General features: G+C 63.3%; 21 protein-coding genes. 10 read left to right on the top strand and 11 right to left on the bottom strand.

What is annotated here, in order from left to right:
* Window positions 1-246: 246 nt before the first annotated feature.
* From AC1DYJ_RS27355 to AC1DYJ_RS27330, 6 genes are all read right to left on the bottom strand, one after another.
* The gene (locus tag AC1DYJ_RS27355; RefSeq protein ID WP_477282831.1) at window positions 247-1041 is read right to left on the bottom strand and encodes an SDR family oxidoreductase; all 795 of its coding nucleotides are present in this window, start codon (window positions 1039-1041) and stop codon (window positions 247-249) included.
* Window positions 1042-1071: 30 nt separating this feature from the next.
* Window positions 1072-2067, bottom strand: a complete 996-nt coding sequence (iolG, locus tag AC1DYJ_RS27350; protein ID WP_477282829.1) for an inositol 2-dehydrogenase — start codon at window positions 2065-2067, stop codon at window positions 1072-1074.
* A 121-nt stretch (window positions 2068-2188) separates the two neighbouring features.
* Window positions 2189-2956, bottom strand: a complete 768-nt coding sequence (locus tag AC1DYJ_RS27345) for an ATP-binding cassette domain-containing protein (RefSeq protein ID WP_477282827.1) — start codon at window positions 2954-2956, stop codon at window positions 2189-2191.
* Window positions 2957-2958: 2 nt separating this feature from the next.
* A complete protein-coding gene (locus tag AC1DYJ_RS27340; protein ID WP_477282825.1) occupies window positions 2959-4035 on the bottom strand; it encodes an ABC transporter permease in 1077 nt (358 codons plus the stop codon).
* A 111-nt stretch (window positions 4036-4146) separates the two neighbouring features.
* Window positions 4147-5088 (bottom strand): sugar ABC transporter substrate-binding protein, encoded by a 942-nt coding sequence (locus tag AC1DYJ_RS27335; protein WP_477282823.1) that lies wholly within the window; start codon window positions 5086-5088, stop codon window positions 4147-4149.
* A gap of 592 nt (window positions 5089-5680) precedes the next feature.
* On the bottom strand, window positions 5681-6712 hold the full coding sequence (locus AC1DYJ_RS27330) for a LacI family DNA-binding transcriptional regulator (RefSeq protein WP_477282821.1): 1032 nt from the start codon (window positions 6710-6712) through the stop codon (window positions 5681-5683).
* A gap of 164 nt (window positions 6713-6876) precedes the next feature.
* Here AC1DYJ_RS27330 and AC1DYJ_RS27325 point away from each other — a divergent pair, with 164 nt between their 5' ends.
* Genes AC1DYJ_RS27325 through AC1DYJ_RS27315 form a run of 3 tightly spaced genes read left to right on the top strand, consistent with a single transcriptional unit; the run spans window position 6877 to window position 9548 of the window.
* Window positions 6877-7968, top strand: coding sequence for a fatty acid desaturase family protein (locus AC1DYJ_RS27325; RefSeq protein WP_477282819.1), 1092 nt, complete (start codon window positions 6877-6879; stop codon window positions 7966-7968).
* 31 nt (window positions 7969-7999) lie between these two features.
* Window positions 8000-8314, top strand: a complete 315-nt coding sequence (locus tag AC1DYJ_RS27320) for a MocE family 2Fe-2S type ferredoxin (RefSeq protein WP_477282817.1) — start codon at window positions 8000-8002, stop codon at window positions 8312-8314.
* A gap of 4 nt (window positions 8315-8318) precedes the next feature.
* On the top strand, window positions 8319-9548 hold the full coding sequence (locus AC1DYJ_RS27315) for an NAD(P)/FAD-dependent oxidoreductase (protein ID WP_477282815.1): 1230 nt from the start codon (window positions 8319-8321) through the stop codon (window positions 9546-9548).
* Window positions 9549-9681: 133 nt separating this feature from the next.
* On the opposite strand, the gene AC1DYJ_RS27310 is transcribed toward AC1DYJ_RS27315, so the two are convergent.
* From AC1DYJ_RS27310 to hslV, 5 genes are all read right to left on the bottom strand, one after another.
* Entirely contained in the window at window positions 9682-10638 is a 957-nt protein-coding gene (locus AC1DYJ_RS27310; RefSeq protein WP_477282813.1) for a DUF1402 family protein, read from the bottom strand.
* Between the two features lie 236 nt (window positions 10639-10874).
* On the bottom strand, window positions 10875-12188 hold the full coding sequence (gene hslU, locus AC1DYJ_RS27305) for an ATP-dependent protease ATPase subunit HslU (RefSeq protein ID WP_023714505.1): 1314 nt from the start codon (window positions 12186-12188) through the stop codon (window positions 10875-10877).
* A gap of 4 nt (window positions 12189-12192) precedes the next feature.
* Window positions 12193-12792, bottom strand: coding sequence for a DUF2585 domain-containing protein (locus AC1DYJ_RS27300; protein WP_477282811.1), 600 nt, complete (start codon window positions 12790-12792; stop codon window positions 12193-12195).
* A 4-nt stretch (window positions 12793-12796) separates the two neighbouring features.
* The gene (locus AC1DYJ_RS27295) at window positions 12797-13321 is read right to left on the bottom strand and encodes a GNAT family N-acetyltransferase (RefSeq protein ID WP_477282809.1); all 525 of its coding nucleotides are present in this window, start codon (window positions 13319-13321) and stop codon (window positions 12797-12799) included.
* Window positions 13311-13862 (bottom strand): ATP-dependent protease subunit HslV, encoded by a 552-nt coding sequence (gene hslV / locus AC1DYJ_RS27290; protein ID WP_112559910.1) that lies wholly within the window; start codon window positions 13860-13862, stop codon window positions 13311-13313. Before hslV ends, AC1DYJ_RS27295 begins: the two co-directional genes overlap by 11 nt.
* Before the next feature lie 256 nt (window positions 13863-14118).
* On the opposite strand from hslV, the gene hisB reads away from it, so the two are divergent.
* Genes hisB through hisF form a run of 7 tightly spaced genes read left to right on the top strand, consistent with a single transcriptional unit; the run spans window position 14119 to window position 18514 of the window.
* A complete protein-coding gene (gene hisB / locus AC1DYJ_RS27285) occupies window positions 14119-14718 on the top strand; it encodes an imidazoleglycerol-phosphate dehydratase HisB (RefSeq protein ID WP_477282807.1) in 600 nt (199 codons plus the stop codon).
* Between the two features lie 4 nt (window positions 14719-14722).
* Window positions 14723-15199, top strand: a complete 477-nt coding sequence (locus tag AC1DYJ_RS27280) for a DUF2628 domain-containing protein (protein WP_477282805.1) — start codon at window positions 14723-14725, stop codon at window positions 15197-15199.
* 1 nt (window position 15200) lies between these two features.
* Window positions 15201-15851: an imidazole glycerol phosphate synthase subunit HisH gene (gene hisH / locus AC1DYJ_RS27275; RefSeq protein ID WP_477282803.1), complete on the top strand. Its 651-nt coding sequence runs from the start codon at window positions 15201-15203 to the stop codon at window positions 15849-15851.
* A complete protein-coding gene (locus tag AC1DYJ_RS27270) occupies window positions 15851-16141 on the top strand; it encodes a DUF1330 domain-containing protein (RefSeq protein WP_477282801.1) in 291 nt (96 codons plus the stop codon). The genes hisH and AC1DYJ_RS27270 overlap by 1 nt, the downstream gene beginning before the upstream one ends.
* Before the next feature lie 2 nt (window positions 16142-16143).
* Window positions 16144-16890: a 1-(5-phosphoribosyl)-5-[(5-phosphoribosylamino)methylideneamino]imidazole-4-carboxamide isomerase gene (hisA, locus tag AC1DYJ_RS27265; RefSeq protein ID WP_477282799.1), complete on the top strand. Its 747-nt coding sequence runs from the start codon at window positions 16144-16146 to the stop codon at window positions 16888-16890.
* The gene (locus AC1DYJ_RS27260) at window positions 16887-17723 is read left to right on the top strand and encodes an arginase family protein (protein ID WP_477282797.1); all 837 of its coding nucleotides are present in this window, start codon (window positions 16887-16889) and stop codon (window positions 17721-17723) included. Before hisA ends, AC1DYJ_RS27260 begins: the two co-directional genes overlap by 4 nt.
* Complete coding sequence (gene hisF, locus AC1DYJ_RS27255; protein ID WP_477282795.1) at window positions 17720-18514, top strand: imidazole glycerol phosphate synthase subunit HisF; 795 nt, start codon at window positions 17720-17722, stop codon at window positions 18512-18514. The genes AC1DYJ_RS27260 and hisF overlap by 4 nt, the downstream gene beginning before the upstream one ends.
* Window position 18515 lies beyond the last annotated feature (1 nt).

The raw sequence follows: 18515 nt of genomic DNA, 5'->3' as shown, positions 1-18515 counted from the left end.
GGCCAAATCGAGATGGGCCGACCTCTCGCGATTTCGTCATCCCAGGGCGAAGCAGGAGCGAAGTTCCGTCGCGAAGACCCTGGCATCCATTCCGTGACATCGGCCAAAGGGTGCAGCGGCGCAGAATTCTGAACCGCAGGAGCGCTCTGAAGTCGCGGCATGGATCCTCGGGTCTGCGCCGCGTCGCTACGCTCCTTGCTCCGCCCGTGGATGACGAAGCGATAGTTTCCGCTAGACTCGCCGGCTCTACTCCGGTGACGACCCCGCAACACTCTGGTCGTAGTCGACCAGCGATCCGGTCATGACGCCGGATTGCGGGCTGACCATGTAGCTGATCAGCCGTGCCAATTGGTCCGGCTTCACCAGCTGGCCCATGGGCTGGCCGGCTTCGGCCTTTTCCAGCCAGTCGTCGGAGGCGCCGTGCCATTTCTTCTGCACGGTGTCCTCGCCTTCGGTGTCCATCCAGCCGGGCAGCACGGCGTTGCAGCGGATGCGGTTGAAGCGATAGGCGTTGGCGACGTTCTTGGTCAGCGTCGCCAGCGCGCCCTTGCTGGAGGAATAGGGCGCCAGAAAGGACTGGCCGCAATGCGCCGACATTGACAACACGTTGACGATCGAGCCGGGTGCCTTCTTATCCAACAGGTGCGCCACGACGCCCTGCATCAGGAAGAACGGGCCGCGCACATTGGTCTGAAAAATCTGGTCGAAGGTCTCTTCGGAGGTTTCGACCAGCGAGCCGCGCGCGGACGTGGCGGCGGCGTTGACCAGCGCGTTGATGGTGCCGAAATGCGAGATGGCGGTGGCCACAGCGCGCTTGCAATCGGCGACTTTCGAAACGTCGGCGCTGATGAAGATGGCGTCGACGCCAGCCTTCTTGAAATGGGCGACGGCCTTGTCACCCTTCTCCTGCGCGCGGCCGATGAGCGCCAGCGCCTTGCAGCCTTCGTCGGCCAGCGCCTCTGCGACGGCAAAGCCGATGCCTTGCGCGCCGCCGGTGACGATGGCGCGCGTGTTCGAATTGCGATCGGCTGATGTGCTCATCGCCCTGCTCCCTGAATTGAGTTCCGGATCTTACTTGTCGAGACGGACGGTCTTGCCGGTCGTTGCGGACTTCAGCGCCGCGTCCGCCAGCTTCAGCGCCACGAGGCCGTCGGCGCCGCTGGGCGATGCCTTCTTGCCCGACGTTGCTGCGGCGATGAAGGCGGCGATCTCGATGGCATAGGCGTCGAGATACCGGGTCATGAAGAAGTCGTGCAGCGGCGGGCGGGTATAGCCCTTCTCATTGGCGACCTCGATCGACACCGGCCGCTGGTTTTCGGCGGCGACCATGCCCTTGGAGCCGTGCACCTCGATGCGCTGGTCGTAGCCATAGGTGGCGCGGCGCGAGTTGGAGATGACGGCCTGCTTGCCGGACGCGGTCTCGAGGATGACGCTGACCGAATCGAAGTCGCCAGCCTCGCCGATCTTCTTGTCGACCAGCACCGAGGCATGGGCGCTGACCGCCACCACCTCTTCGCCGAGCAGGAAGCGGGCCATGTCGAAATCATGGATGGTCATGTCGCGGAAAATGCCGCCCGAGCGCTTGATGTAGTCGACCGGCGGCGCGCCCGGATCGCGCGAGGTGATGGTGACCATCTCGACCGTGCCGATGGCGCCGTCGTCGATCGACTTGCGCACGGCGGCGAAATGCGGATCGAAGCGCCTGTTGAAGCCGACCATCAGCGTCGCCTTGGCCTTGTCGACGACGGCCAGGCATTTTTCCACGCGCTTGACGTTGAGATCGATCGGCTTCTCGCAGAAGATCGCCTTGCCGGCCTTGGCGAAGCGCTCGATCAGATCGGCATGGGTGTCGGTCGGCGTGCAGATGACGACGGCATCGATATCCTTGGACTTTTCAATCGCGTCGATGGTGCGCACTTCCGCGCCATAGGCAGTTGCCAGTTCGGTCGCCGCCTTCTCGAAGGCGTCAGCCACAGCTACCAGCTTTGCGTCAGGGTTGGAGCCAACGGCGCGGGCGTGGACCTTGCCGATGCGGCCGGCACCGAGGAGGGCGAAACGAACAGTCATGGTATTTCCTCTAGGGGGATGGGTTCGGGAGAGTTGTGTCTCCACCTTCCCGTCAGGGAAAGGTGGCAACGTGATTTCTGAGCGCGGCAGATCGTCCCGGAAAACCGGGTGCCCGCCGTGTTCAAGCCGCTAGTTCCGCCTCCCCGGTCTTGGCGCCGGTGATGTAGGAGACGATGTCGTTGCCGTCGGTGTTCTCCTTGCGCAGATTGGCGACGATGCGGCCGCGCCGGAAGACGACGATGCGGTCGCACAGGTCGAACACCTGGCGCATGTTGTGGCTGATCAGGATCAGTGGCTCGCCATTGGCCTTCAGCGTGCGGATGATGTTTTCGACCTGCGCCGTCTCCTGCACGCCGAGCGCTGCCGTCGGCTCATCCATGATGATCAGCTTGGAGGCGAAGGTTGCGGTCCGGGCGATCGCCACGCATTGCCGCTGGCCGCCCGACATATGGCGGATGGTGTTTGACAGATTGGGGATCTTCACCGCCGTGCGCACCAGTGCCGCCTCGGTCGCCTTGCGCATATACTTGCGGTCGAGGATCGAGAATGGGCCGAGGTTGAACAGGACCTTTTCACGGCCGAGGAACAGGTTCGACGGCACGTCGAGATCGTCGGCCAGCGCCAGGTTCTGGAACACGGTTTCRATGCCGGCCGTGCGGGCCTCGATCGGCCCGGCAAAATTCACTTCCTTGCCGTCGAACCAGATCTGGCCGCTGGTGCGCTGCTCGACAGCGGTGATCTGGCGCACGAAGGTCGACTTGCCGGCGCCGTTGTCGCCCATGATGGCGACATGCTCGCCCTTGCGCAGCTCGAAATTCGCGCCTTCCAGCGCATGTACGCCGCCATAGCGCTTGGTGAGGTTTTCGGTCTTCAGGACGATGTCTGACATGGTCAAGCCCTCAATGCCCGCATGCGTTGACGCCATTGGTCGAGAACAACCGCGCCAACGATGATCACGCCCTTCACCATCTCCTGATAGTAGGCGTCGAGGCGCAGGAAGGTGAAGCCGGAAATAATGACGCCGAAGATCAGCGCGCCGATCACCGTGCCGATGATCGAGCCGCGACCGCCTGACAAAGAGACACCGCCGATGACCGCCATGGCGATGGCGTCGAGTTCGTACATCACGCCCATGCCGGACTGTGCGGTCAGGTTCTTGGAGGACAGCACCACGGCGGCAAGCGCGGCCAGAATGCCGGCAATGACATAGACCAGGATCTTGTGATTGGCGATCTTGATGCCGGACATGCGCGCGGCATCCTCATTGGAGCCGATGGCATAACAGTGCTTGCCGTAGCGTGTGTAAGTCATGATCAGCTGGAACAGGATGGCCAGCGACAGGAAGATGATGACCGGCATCAGGCCCTTGCCGATACCCGCGAAACTTTCGGTCGGAAACGAGATCGGCTGGCCCTTGGACCACCATTTGGCGATGCCGCGCGCAGTCACCATCATGCCCAGCGTGGCAATGAAAGGCGGAATGCGCGTGTAGGCAATCAGGCTGCCGTTGATGAGGCCGGCGATCAGGCCGCAAGCGATCGCCACCAGCACCGGTACGAGGACCGGCAGGTCGGTCCAGCCCTGCGCCAGGAACATCGCCTTCGGGTTGGGGTTGCCGTTGACTGTCGCCACCTGGGCAAAACTCATGGCGATCATGGCGGTGGCGCCGACGATCGAGCCCGAGGACAGGTCGATGCCGCCGCAAATGATCACCTGCGTGACGCCGATGGCGATGATGCCGACGATCGACACCTGCAGGATGATGATCTGCAGGCGCGCCTCGTTGAAGATGCCGCCGACATCGGTGCGGGTGTTGAACAGGAAGGAGTCGCCGAGAAAGATGCGGCCGATCAGTTCGAAGACGACGACGAGGATGACCAGCGCCAGGAAGACGTTGAATTCGGCCGGCCATGTCCGCTTCTTCGCGTCATAGCTGACCCCGCCGACGCCATGAGATGTCTGTGACATGTCTGTCCTCCGTGAGGCCGCACCTGCCCTCCCGCCCGTCAGGGCGGTGAGGGAGACAAGAGCGGCGCGGATGTTTATGCGCCGCTCCGTTGGTCGAGCGAAGCGCTTGCCTCAGTTCTTCTTCAGGAACTTGTCGATGTTAGCCGGCGTCACGAGCTGGAAGGGCACATAGACCTTGTGCTCGACCTTCTCGCCCTTGGCGAGCTTCAGTGCCGCATCGAGCGCGCCAGCGCCCTGACCGGCCGCGTCCTGGAACACGGTTGCGTCGAGGTCGCCGGCCTGCATGGCGGCCAGCGCGTCCTGCGTGGCGTCGACGCCGCCGACAACGACCGTCTTCATATCGATGTTGGCAGCCTTCATCGCCTGGATGGCGCCGATGGCGCTTTCGTCGTTGTTGGCGATGACGCCGTCGAACGGCTTGCCGGTCGAGAGCCAGTTGGTCATCAGGTTCTGCGCTTCGTCGCGGTTCCAGTTCGACGTCTGCTTGTCGATGATCTTGATGAAGCTGCACTCCGGCGTGGCGATCACCTCTTCGATGTCCTTGGTGCGCTGCACGGCGGCCTGGTTGGAAAGCTCGCCCATGATGACATAGACATTGGCTTCCTTCTTGCCGGCTTCCGTGAACAGGCGGCAGACTTCCTTGGTCTCGAGCGTGCCGGAATCGGCCTCGTTCGAAGCGACGAAAGCCTGGTTGTCCGGCAGCGTGTCGACATTGACCGGCTCGCGGTTGACATAGACCAGCGGGATCTTGGCGGCGGCGGCGGCATCCGACATCGCCTGCGTGGCCGAGGTGTCGACCGGGTTGACGATGATGGCGTCGACGCCCGAAGCGGCGAAGTTCTTGATCTGGTCGAGCTGCTTGGCGACGTCGTTCTGCGCGTCTTCGACCTGCAGCTCAACGCCGCTCATGCCCTTGGCCTGCTCGATCATGCCGTTGCGCAGCACGGTGAGGAAGTTGTCGTCGAACTTGGCCATCGACACGCCGACCTTGGCGGCAAAAGCGGACGAACTCATCAGCGCCGCAAAAGCGACGCCCAAAATCAGTTTCTTCATTGTGTTTCTCCTCCACATTTGGTGTCCGGCTGCACCGATCTACCCGGAATCCCCGATCGCCCGAGGAATCTCTCCCTGATGTCGTCTCTGTTCCGGACGGCATTTTCCACTGGATGGAACGCCAGGCTCCCTGTTTGAAACAGATGTTCCGGAACGAAAGAACCAAAATACCTAGTTGGTGAAATATTTATTCCATTTTTCGGCGAGACGTCAAGAGACATTCCAAAACCGGATGTAGGATTTTAGGAGGATGGATGATCGAAGCCGAGGCAATAGGGGGATCGGCGCCGAAGCCGTTGGCGGACAGTCGCAACCATCCGCGATGGCGAAGGTCACCCCGGACTTCGTCATCCTAGGGTGGAGCAGTCGCGAAGCGACGTCGCGGAAACCCTGGGATCCATGCCGTGACGGTCGACAAAAGCACGACGGCTCAGAATGAGGCTCGCTCCAGCCTAAGCTGGTTCTGCACCGTTGGCATCGCACAGATGTCACGGAATGGATCCTCGGGTCTGCGCCGCGTCGCTTCGCTCCTTGCTTCGCCCGTGGATGACGAAGGCGAGGATGTCTCCGCCAATCCCCAACGCCGAGACGCCTAAATATTCTCGGGCAGATAAATGTCGAACGGCAAGAACGTCTGGCCCGGCGCGTTGGCGGCGCCCGTCTCGATGGCATGGGCCATCAGGTCGACCAGTTCGCGGCTGAGTGCCGCCAGTGGGGTCGAGATCACCATGGTCAGGATGCCGTCGGCCAGCGCCGCGCGCGACACCGCCGTGATCTCGTTGCAGATGACGGCCGGCATTTCGGCGGGCTTGGCTTGCCTCAGCGCCGCGACTGCGCCTTCCATACCGCCGCCGGCGACATAGCAGCCGACGAGATCCGGGTGGTGGCCGAGAAGATTGGCCAGCGTGTCCCGGGTGATCTCATTGGCTTCCAGATTGACCAGCGTTTCCAGCAAGGTGAATTCCGGCGCCTGTTCGCGGAAGAAGGAGCGAAAGCCGATCTCCCGCAGTTCATGGCCGTGGAAGCGGTGGCTGCCGACGAACAGCGCGACCTTGCCCGGGCGCTTCGCCGCCTTCGAGATCATCCACGCCGCGGAGCGGCCGACCTTGCGGTTGTCGAGGCCGACATAGCCCTCGCGAATGCTGGCGGCGAAGTCGGACAACAGCGAAAACACCGGCAGGCCTTTGGCTTTCATCTCCTCGACAGCGACCGTCACTGTCGGGTGATCGGGTCCGACCAAAGCGACGGCCCGGCATTTGGAGGCCAGCTTGCGTGCCCGCTCGACGATCTCGTCGGGGGCGAGCGAATCGGCAAAGTCGATCATGGCGACGCCACGGAAGCGCGGCGATTTCGACACCGCCAGCTCAAGCTCATGCGCGAAGGCGCTGTAGAAGGTGTAATTGCCCCTGAGCAGCAGGAAGCCGAGCCGATACTCCGGCAGTTCATGGCGAAGCCGCTGCTTGATCAGGCCGGCGGCATGATAGCCGATCTCGGTCGCCGCCTCATAGACGCGGCGCGCCGTTTCCTCGCGCACCGGCAGGCGGCTGTTGAGCACGCGATCCACCGTGGCAACGCTGACGCCGGAAATGCGCGCCAGGTCGGTGATGGTCGGCCGTTTCGCCATGCTTGCCTCGTTGAGCTTGTCGAAGGCTTCTTACATCATTCTGATAGGAAATGATAGAAACTATCTTTGTGACGTTGAGTCTATCATCGCTCGGCGGTATTTTCACACTCGAAGCCAGGCTGGCATTCGCTATAGCGAGCCGCCGTTTGCCGTGGGAGGCAACCATGACCGCAACACCGTCCAGGCGGGACTACAGCCTGATTGGCCGCGACGCCCAGCTCGCCGTCGAGGCCGGGCTTTCGGCGGCCGAGTGGTATCACACCGACGTGTCCCGCAAGCAGATGAAGGAGCTGATGCAGCGCTCCGACGGGCCGGCGATGCGCGACACCGCGATCTGGCTCGCCGCGCTGGTCCTGAGTGCGGCCGGCGGCGCCTGGTTCTGGGGCAGCTGGTGGTGCGTGCCGTTCTTCTTCGTCTATGGCGTGCTTTACGGCTCCTCGACCGATTCACGCTGGCACGAATGCGGCCATGGCACCGCCTTCCGTACGCAGTGGATGAACGACGCGGTCTACCAGCTCGCCTGCTTCATGATCATGCGCAACCCGGTGACCTGGCGCTGGAGCCATACGCGCCACCACACCGACACCATCATCGTCGGCCGCGATCCCGAGATTTCGGTGATGCGGCCGCCGGATCTGCTGCGGACGGCGCTGGCCTTTGTCGGCGTGCTCGACGCATGGCACGCCATGTCCGACATGGTCCGCAACGCCGCCGGCAACATCAGCGCGGCAGAAAAGACCTTTATCCCTGAACAGGAACAGCCCAGGGCGATCCGCATCGCCCGCATCTGGACGGCGATCTATGCCGTGACCTTCGCGCTGGCGCTGTATTTCGGCTCATGGCTGCCGCTGATGCTGGTCGGCCTGCCCCGGCTCTATGGCGCCTGGCATCATGTCATGGTCGGGCTGCTGCAGCATGGCGGGCTTGCCGACAATGTCGTCGACCACCGGCTGAACAGCCGCACCGTCTACATGAACCCGATCAGTCGCTTCATCTACTGGAACATGAACTATCACGTCGAGCATCACATGTTCCCAATGGTGCCCTATCACGCGCTGCCCAAGCTGCATGCGCTGATCAAGCACGACCTGCCGGCGCCGACGCCGTCGATCCTGGCCGGCTATCGCGAAATGATCCCGGCCTTCCTGCGCCAGCTGCGCAATGAGGACTATTTCCTCAAGCGCGAACTGCCGCCGACGGCGCGGCCCTACCGCGAAGAATTCCACAACGACGCCGTCGCAGCCGCGGCGGAATGATCGCGGTGATCCGATTTTTGGGAGAGACGAAATGAGCGAGTGGGTCGAGGCCTGTGCGGCCGGCGATATCGACGAAGAGGATGTGATGCGCTTCGATCATGGCGGCCGCACCTTCGCCATCTATCGCAGCCCGGACGATGATTATTTTGCCACCGACGGGCTGTGCACGCATGAAAAGGTGCATCTGGCCGATGGGCTGGTGATGGACGACATCATCGAGTGCCCCAAGCACAATGGCCGCTTCAACTACAAGACAGGTGCCGCACGCGGCGCGCCGGTCTGCGTCAACCTCGCGACTTATCCGGTCAAGGTCGAGGCCGGCAAAGTGCTGATCCAAATCGGATAGAACGATGCAAGCGGGAATGGTCATCATCGGCGCCGGCGAATGCGGCGGGCGGGCAGCGCTGGCGCTGCGCGAGCTCGGCTATGACGGCCCGGTGACGCTGGTCGGTGACGAACCGCATCTGCCCTATGAGCGGCCGCCTCTGTCGAAAGACGCGATGGTCAGCGATGCACCTGAAATCAAGGCGATCGCCAGCGATGCAATGCTGGCCGAGAAATCGATCCGGCATATCCATTCGGTCCAGGCCGTGGCGATCGACCGCTCGGCGCATACCGTGCGGCTGTCCGACGGTTCGGTGCTGCCCTACGACAAACTGTTGCTGGCGACCGGCTCGACACCGCGCAAGCTGCCGATGCCCGGATTGGGTCCGCGCTGCGTCTATCTCCGCACCTTTGCGGACGCACTCGCCATTCGCGGCCACCTCACCCCCACAAACCGCATCGCCATCATCGGCGGCGGCTTCATCGGGCTGGAACTCGCTGCGGCGGCGCGCAAGCTCGGGGCAGCAGTCACCGTCATCGAGGCGCAGCCGCGCATCCTGATGCGTGGCGTGCCGGCCGACATCGCTGAAGTCATCCATGCGGCGCATGAAAGCGAAGGCGTGAAAGTCCTCACCGGCCAGGGCATCACTTCTATCGCCGATGACGGTGCCGAGGTGCGCATCGCGCTCGCCGGCGGACAAGAGATCGTTGCCGACCTCGCCGTCATCGGCATCGGCGCCGTGCCGGTCACCGGGCTGGCTGGCGAAGCGGGCCTGACCGTCGACAACGGCATCGCCGTCGACGGTGAACTTCGGACCGACGACCCCGACATCTTCGCCGCCGGCGACTGTTGTTCGTTTCCGCTCGCCATCTATGGCGGCCGGCGGGTGCGGCTGGAGGCCTGGCGCAATGCCCAGGAACAGGGCGCGCTGGCAGCGAGGAACATGCTGGGCGCCGGCGAGGCGCATGCGGCGGTGCCGTGGTTCTGGTCGGATCAGTATGGCCTGTCGCTGCAGATCGCCGGGCTTTCCGACGAAGGCAAAAGCACAGTGCGCCGCGATCTCGACGACGGCGCCTTCATCCTGTTCCATCTGGCCGAGGACGGCAGGCTTGTGGCGGCCAGCGGCATCGGTCCGGGCAATGCGGTAGCGCGCGACATCAGGCTGGCTGAGATGCTGATCGCCAAGCGGGCAAAGCCGGCGCCGGAAGCGCTGGGGTCACAGGCGGTGAAGTTGAAGTCGCTGCTGGCGGCGTGAGGATCTGACTTACCCCCCCCCTTGTGGGGAGGGTCGCTGCGAAGCAGCGGGGTGGGGGTGCGGCACCGGACCCCCACCCGGACCTTCGGTCCGACCTCCCCACAAGGGGGAGGTAGGGGCCTGCGCTTGGCCCCTAAAACAACGCCTTCAGCTCATCCAGCTTGTCGTTGACCAGCCAGCCGTAATAATTCTCTTCCGGCAGCTTTTCCGGTTCACCGGCGGCGCGGCGCTTGTCGTTTTCCGCCTTCAGCGCGTAGGCGCGCTGCTCGGGATTGCCGACATTGTAGAGCGTGGCGGTGAGCCCCGGATTGCCCGAAATGTCGAAGCCGGCAATGTTCTTATAGGCGTCGATCGATTTCTTGATCGTCGCCGCGACGTAGGGCAGCGTCAGGTCCGGATCCATGATGGTCTTGTAGACCGAGTTGGGATCGCTGACGTCGAGCTCGGGCAATCCCGAAACCTTGTGCACGAGATCGCTCATCTGCAGCGCGGTCAGCGGGTTGAGCTGGCCGAGGCCAAAAGTCTGGCCGGCATAATAGGGCTGGAAGAAGGTGGCGCCGAAGCGGTCGTTGGGGAAACTCTCGCCGCCGACGCTTTTGCCGCGGAAAGAGCGGTTCCACACCTGCTCACGGCATTCCCACAGATCGTAGCTGTCGGACATTGTGCATTTCTTGAATTCCGGCCGCCGCACGAAATCGGTGATGTCCTCTCCGTCATAGGCGAAGGAGAGCTTGCTGGAGAGGTAGGAAATCGCCTTGACGTAGTAGGTCTGCAGCCGGTCGTAAGCGTCGACATTGTAGGTGTGCTCGCCGACGATGGCGCCGACGATATGGATCGGATCAATGCCATAGGCGGCTGCAGCCTTCCTGATCTTGCCGCGCAGGTCGGCGTCACTCTGCAGCAGCGCATAAACCTTGCGGTATTTGGCCTGGAAGGTGGTGTTGGTGGCCTGGGTTCGGCGGCTGGAGGCGCCGGGAATGTCGGGTTGCACCGCATTGCGGTTGCCTGCCGGCACCAATGTCGCCGCATCAGCGGCGACCAGCGTCGCCGCCAGCGTCAAGCTGAGAATGATCAGGATCAGTTTTTTCATGCGCCGCCGCCCAAGCAATTCCAGGAAAAGTGTAAAACGGTTTTCCGTCCGGAATTGCGTCAAACAAAGAGATCAAGAATTGCCGCGCAAACTAGGGAGTGCTCCCGGTTGAGTCGAGAGCGCCCCTGCACCCGGCAAGACGAAAGGTCGCCCGATGATACCATCCGGCCACACATAGATGCTGTTAGCCGGACTTGTGTTGCCTGAACCGGCGCCGTATGACCCGGCGCCCCCGTTTAAAGGATGAATCGCGACAAATCTGTGTTTCGCGAGAGGTCGCCGACATGCTTTTCCACATAGGCGGCGTCGATGGTGACGCTGGTGCCGTTGCGGTCCGGGGCGTCATACGAGATCTCGTCCAGCACGCGCTCCATCACCGTCTGCAGGCGCCGGGCGCCGATGTTTTCGACGCTGGCGTTGAGGTCGACAGCGATGCCGGCCAACGAATCGATGGCGTCATCGGTGAAAGTCAGGTCGACGCCTTCGGTCTTCATCAGCGCGATATACTGCTTGATCAGGCTGGCCTCGGTCTCGGTGAGGATGCGGACGAAATCGTCCTTTTCCAGCGCACGAAGCTCAACGCGGATCGGCAGGCGGCCCTGCAATTCCGGCAACAGGTCGGACGGCTTCGAGACATGGAAGGCGCCCGAGGCGATGAACAATATGTGGTCGGTCTTCAACGGCCCGTATTTGGTCGCCACCGTGGTGCCCTCGATCAGCGGCAGCAGGTCGCGCTGCACGCCTTCGCGCGAGACGCCGGCGCCCATGCCGCCTTCACGCGAGGCGATCTTGTCGATCTCGTCGAGGAAGACGATGCCGTCATTTTCCGTCGCATCGAGCGCGCGGCGCACCACTTCGTCCTGGTCGAGCAGCTTGTCGGACTCGTCATTGACCAGCAGCGCGTAGGATTCTTTCACCGTCGTCTTGCGCGCCTTGGTCTTCTTGCCGCCCATCGCCTTCGACAGCATGTCGTTGATGTTGAGCACGCCGATATTGGCGCCGGGCATGCCGGGAATCTCGAAGCCGGGCATGCCGCCAGTGCCGGTGTCGGCAACTTCGATCTCGATCTCCTTGTCGTCGAGCTCGCCGTCGCGCAGCTTCTTGCGGAAGCTATCGCGGGTCGCCGGGCTCGCCGTCTTGCCGACCAAGGCCTCCAGCACGCGTTCCTCGGCATTGAGGTGGGCGCGCGCCTTGACGTCCTCGCGCATCTTTTCGCGCACCAGGCCGATGGCGATCTCGACGAGGTCGCGGATGATCTGCTCGACATCGCGGCCGACATAGCCGACTTCGGTGAACTTGGTCGCCTCGACCTTGACGAAAGGTGCACCCGCCAGCCGCGCCAGGCGGCGCGAGATCTCGGTCTTGCCGACGCCGGTCGGGCCGATCATCAGGATGTTCTTCGGCATCACCTCTTCGCGCATCTGGCCTTCCAGCTGCTGGCGGCGCCAGCGGTTGCGCAAGGCGATGGCCACGGCGCGCTTGGCGTCTTTCTGGCCGATGATGAAGCGGTCGAGTTCCGAAACGATTTCGCGGGGGGAGAAGGTGGTCATATCACTAAATTCCACTTTGCCACTGCTTGATGGACTCGAACGGATGCAGCAGCATGATCACGTTGAGCGTCAGATTGTCCCGGATGAGGTAGCCGACACCCAGTTCGAAGATGAGGGCGAGGCCGACGATCACAGATATAGGTAGCTTTCTGGCCATCACAAATCCCAGCACCATGGCCAGTGTGTCGGACACCGAGTTGATGATCGAATCGCCATAGTAATCCAGCGAAATGGTGCCGGCGCGGTAGCGGTCGATGATGAACGGGCTGTTTTCCAGGAGCTCCCAGCCGCCCTCGATGACGACGGCAAAAGCCAGGCGCAGGCCGATCGGCGAGCGCGGGAACAGGAACCAGGCCAAGGCGTAGAACAGGAAGCCGTGGATGATGTGGGAGAAGGTGTACCAGTCGGAAATATGCTGGGAATTCTCCGAACTCATCACCACGCCTTGCCAGAGTTTGACGTAGCCGCAGGTGCAGATCGGCGTTCGGCCCATTCCGTAAAGCGCGCCGGCCTGGAAGATGAGCAGAGCGAGCACGAGCAGAAGCCCCATGCGCCAGCTGTCTTCATAGGCCGAGTAATTTTTGTCCCCGCCCGGTGTCGTCATCAACTCATTCCCCCTCTTGCGCGTCGCCTTCGGCATCGACGGCCATCAGCACGACGTCGCCATATCTAGAGTGCCTGCGATCAATGGCGCGGAATCCGGCCTTTTCATAGGCCCGGATGGCGCGGCCATTGCCGGGATGCGGATCGATGATGACGCGCGGCGCGCCTTCCTCGAACAGCTGTTCGACGAATTGCCTGGTGATAGCCGAGCCATGACCTTTGCCGACAAGGCCCGGCACGCCGATCGACAGGTCGATACCAAGCGTGCCGAAAGGCTGGTCGGCATAGGGATGGCCATCCTCCAGATGCGGATCGTAGCTCTGCAGATAGGCGATCGGCCTGCCGTCGAGCTCGACGATCAGCGGCTCGACCGAAATCGAGTCGATATGTTCGCGAATGCCGGCGATTTCCGCCTCCGGATCGTCCCACCATTCAGCCACGTGCGGCTCGGCCAGCCAGCCGGCGATCATCGGCAGGTCTCTTTCCGTCACCGGCCGAAAATCGTAGATCACGCCTGGTTCAGGCGGCATCGAGCGTTTCGATGACGAAATTGTTGTTGGTGTAGACGCAGATGTCGGAGGCGATCTGCATCGCCTTGCGGGCGATCTCCTCGGCGTCCTTGTCGGTGTCCATCAGCGCACGTGCTGCGGCCAGCGCGTAATTGCCGCCGGAGCCGATGGCCATGACGCCGAATTCGGGCTCGAGCACGTCGCCGGTTCCGGTCAGCGCCAGCGAGACCGACTTGTCGGCCACCAGCATCATCGCTTCCAGCCGGCGCAGATAGCGGTCGGTGCGCCAGTCCTTGGCGAGCTCGACGCAGGCGCGCGTCAGCTGGTCTGGATATTGTTCGAGCTTGGCTTCGAGCCGCTCCAGCAGGGTGAACGCATCCGCCGTGGCGCCGGCGAAACCGGCAATGACATTGCCGCCCTTGCCGATGCGGCGCACCTTCTTGGCGTTGCCCTTCATGATGGTCTGGCCAAGGCTGACCTGGCCATCGCCGGCGATCACCACCTTGTTGCCCTTGCGCACCGTCACGATGGTCGTGGCGTGCATGGTCAGTTCATTCGACATTTTGCGGCTCCGATTCGCGCGATCCCGATAAGGCGATTGGCGCGGTACGAGTGATTTCGATCGGCCATATGTATGCATGGGGCTGGTGATTGCAAACCGGCTCCGATAGCGGCCCGCATCGCAACTGGCAATCGCCGGATCATGCTGCTAGAAGGCATTCGTTTTCAAGCAAATGAGCGCTTGGAGGCATTGTCTTTCCGTTTTGCCCCGAGTCGTTTGCCCAAAGAGTCGTTTGCCCAAAGACAAGGACAAGGCCATGGCGTCCCGATCCGCCGAAGTCAGCCGCAAGACCAAGGAAACCGAGATCGCGGTCTCGGTCCATGTCGACGGCACCGGTATCTCCGACATGTCGACCGGCGTTGGTTTCTTCGACCACATGCTCGACCAGCTGTCGCGTCATTCGCTGATCGACATCACGGTCAGAGCCAAGGGCGACCTGCACATTGACGACCACCACACGGTCGAGGACACCGGCATTGCGATCGGCCAGGCGCTGGCCAAGGCGCTGGGCGAACGGCGCGGCATCATGCGTTATGCCTCGATCGATCTCGCCATGGACGAGACGCTGACGCGCGCGGCGATCGATGTCTCCGGCCGGCCGTTCCTGGTCTGGAACGTCGCCTTCTCGTCGCCCAAGATCGGCACGTTCGACACCGAACTGGTGCGTGAATTCTTCCAGGCCCTGGCGCAGAATGCCGGCATCACGCTGCATGTCACCAATCATTATGGCGCCAACAACCACCATATCGCCGAGACCTGCTTCAAGGCGGTGGCGCGTGCGCTGCGTTTTGCTCTGGAGCGCGACCCGCGCCAGCCGGACGCGGTTCCCTCCACCAAGGGATCTCTGAAAGGGTAGGCTGATGGCCATCTATGTCGTGATGGAACCGCCAGGCCGCACCGAGGCGGCCGACGCCACCGCCTTTGTCCGCGACGGCTTTTCCTGGCTGGCTTTCCTTCTGGCGCCACTGTGGCTCGCCTGGCACAAACTCTGGGTCGAGGCGGCGCTAGCCTTTGTCGCCATGGGCCTCATTTCGGTGCTCGGCCAAAGGCTGGGGCTCGACTGGGCGGGTTCGGCGCTGTCGCTGCTGGTCTCGCTCTATGTCGGGCTGGAAGGCCAAGGGCTGCGGATCGCGGCACTTCGTCGCCGCGGTTGGCAGGAATGGGGTGTGATCCAGGCCGACAATTTGGACGATGCCGATATCCGTCAGACGCTGGACGCCGAGACGCTGGCGGACGAGCCGGCGCCGCTGCCGCGCATCGTGCCGGACGCCAGCCTTGCCCGGCCGGCCCAGACCGGCCTGACGCTGGGGCTGACCCATACGCCGGGAAAAGGCTGACATGCGGGTTGCAATCATCGATTACGGCTCGGGCAATTTGCGCTCGGCCACCAAGGCCTTCGAGCGCGCCGCGCATGAAGCCGGCATTGCCGCTGCTATCGAGCTCACCGCCGACGCCGAACGCGTTCGCAGCGCCGACCGCATCGTCTTGCCCGGCGTCGGCGCCTATGCCGATTGCGCGGCGGGCCTGCGCTCTGTCGCCGGCATGTGGGAAGCGGTGGAGGAGGTCGCCATCACCAAGGCGCGGCCGTTCCTCGGCATCTGCGTCGGCATGCAGCTGATGTCTGAGCGCGGCCTGGAAAAGACCGTGACCAAGGGGTTCGGCTGGATTGCCGGCGACGTCAAGGAGATCACGCCCGCCGATCCGGCGCTGAAGATCCCGCAAATCGGCTGGAACACGATCGATCTCAACCGCAAGCATCCGCTGTTTTCCGGCATCGCGACCGGCGCCAAGGGCCTGCATGCCTATTTCGTCCATTCCTATCATCTGGATGCGCAGAAGGCCGACGAGGTGCTGGCCGTCGCCGACTATGGCGGCCCGGTGACCGCCGCTGTCGCGCGCGGCAATCTCGCCGGCACGCAGTTCCATCCCGAGAAAAGCCAGGCGCTCGGCCTGGCGTTGATCACCAATTTCCTGCGCTGGAGACCCTGATGAGCAAGAAGGGCTATTGGATCGCGCTGATCGATGTCCGCGACCCCGATATCTACAAGCAGTACATCGAAGCCAACGCCAAGGCCTTCGCCAAATATGGCGCGACGTTCATCGTGCGGGCTGGGCGCCATGAAAATCCGGAAAAGCCGACGGGCAATCGGCATGTCGTGGTCGAGTTCGAGTCCTACGATGTGGCCGTCGCCTGCTATCACTCGCCGGAGTACCAGGAGGCGTCGAAATACCGGCTTGCCGCCTCGACCGGCCATTTCGTCATCGTCGAGGGCGCCTGACCGTGATCCTGTTTCCTGCCATCGACCTCAAGGACGGCAAATGCGTGCGGCTGAAGCACGGCGATATGGCGACCGCAACCATCTACAATGACGACCCGGCGGCGCAGGCCAAGGCCTTCGAGGACCAGGGTTTCGAGTGGCTGCACGTCGTCGACCTCAACGGCGCCTTCAAAGGCCAGAGCGTCAACAGCGCGGCTGTCGGCGCCATCCTCAAGGCAACGAAAAACCCGGTGCAGCTTGGCGGCGGCATCCGCACGCTGGCGCAGATCGAGGACTGGCTCGATCGCGGGCTGGCGCGCGTCATCCTCGGCACCGTGGCGGTGCGCGACCCCGACCTGGTGAAACAGGCCTGCAAGGCATTTCCCGGCAAGATCGCCGTCGGCATCGACGCCAAGGGCGGCAAGGTGGCGGTCGAGGGCTGGGCAGAGGCCTCCAGCCTCGGCGTCATCGAACTGGCGCAGAAATTCGAAGGCGCCGGCGTGGCCGCCATCATCTACACCGACATCGACCGCGACGGCGTTCTGACCGGCATCAACTGGGATGCAACCATCGATCTCGCCGACGCGGTGTCGATCCCGGTCATCGCCTCGGGCGGGCTGGCGTCGATCGCCGACATCGTGCGCATGACCATGCCTGACGCCAAAAAGCTCGAAGGCGCGATCTCCGGCCGCGCCCTCTATGACGGGCGTATCGACCCGGCCGAGGCGCTGGCGGTGCTGCAGGGCAAGGCAATGGAGACCGATAAGTGAAAGTCTCCATCATCCTCGCCTCCTATGACAGCGGCCACTATCACGGCGGCATGGGCCAGGGACCGGACGCAATCGTCGCCGGCGGGCTTGTCGATGCACTGACGCTGGCCGGGCATGACGTCGCCGTTACCGATATCGGCAGGGTTGGCGACGAGCAGGAGCGCGAGATCGCGACCGGTTTTGCTGTGTGCAACGCCGTCTCCGGCGAAGTCCGCATCGCCATCGACCGCAGCCGCTTTCCGATCGTTCTGGCCGGCAATTGCCTGACATCGGCCGGCGCGGTCGCCGGCGAAGATGCCGATGCGATCATCTGGGCCGACCAGCATGGCGATCTCAACACGCCGGAAACCTCCGTCTACGGTTTTCTCGACGGCATGGCGCTGGCCACGGTCCTCGGCCTCTGCTGGAAGCCGATGGCCTCTTCCATCCCCGGCTTCAAACCGATCGACCCTTCCCGCTGCGTGCTGCTCAATGCGCGCGACCTCGACCCCGCCGAACAGGAGCTGTTGAAGACGCTGCCGGTCATCCGCGCCGAATGCCCCGACTGGGCCACGGCCTGCGGCCGGCTGAAGGCGCCGGACGCAAAGCGGGTGCATCTGCATCTCGACCTCGACGTACACGATCCCGATGCGCTGCAGGCCAACCGCTACACCACGCCGGGCGGCCCGGGGCCGAAACAGCTGCGCCAGGCGGTGTGCGGCATGGCCGGTCTGCTGCCGATTTCCGGCATCACCATCTCGGCCTACGATCCGGCCTTCGACGCGAAGGCCGAGGTTCCGCCGCTGGTCGGCGAACTGCTCACCGAATTGCTGGCGACGATGGAGAAGGATTGATGCTGAAAGCCCGCGTCATCCCTTGCCTCGACGTCAAGAACGGCCGCGTCGTCAAGGGCGTCAATTTCGTCGATCTGGTCGATGCCGGCGATCCGGTCGAGGCGGCCAAGGCCTATGATGCGGCCGGCGCCGACGAGCTCTGCTTTCTCGACATCACCGCGTCGTCCGACAACCGGGAAACCATCTTTGATGTCATCGCCCGCACCGCCGAACAATGCTTCATGCCGCTGACCGTCGGCGGTGGCGTGCGCCAGGTCGCCGACATCCGCAAACTGTTGCTGGCAGGCGCCGACAAGGTGTCGATCAACACGGCGGCGGTGAAGAACCCGGATTTCGTCGCCGAGGCAGCCGACAAGTTCGGCAACCAATGCATTGTCGTCGCCATCGACGCCAAGAAGGTCTCTGCTGCCAATGAAGCCGACCGCTGGGAGATCTTCACCCATGGCGGCCGCGAAAAGACCGGCATCGACGCGGTCGAGTTTGCCCGAAAAATGGTCGACCGTGGCGCCGGCGAGATCCTGTTGACCTCGATGGACCGTGACGGCACCAAGGCCGGCTACGACATTGCGCTGACCCGCGCGATTGCGGATGCGGTGCGCGCGCCGGTGATCGCGTCGGGCGGCGTCGGCACGCTCGATCATCTGGTCGAGGGTATCCGCGACGGCCATGCCGGTGCGGTGCTGGCGGCCTCGATCTTCCATTTCGGCACCTACACGATTGCGCAGGCAAAGGCGCATATGGCCAAGGCCGGGCTGCCGATGCGGCTGGACTCATCCGTCGATCGGCCCTAGA

Source organism: Mesorhizobium sp. P2_B11, from assembly GCF_056404855.1.
Note: the sequence above shows the minus strand (reverse complement) of the source record. Positions and strands in the feature narration are given on the sequence as shown.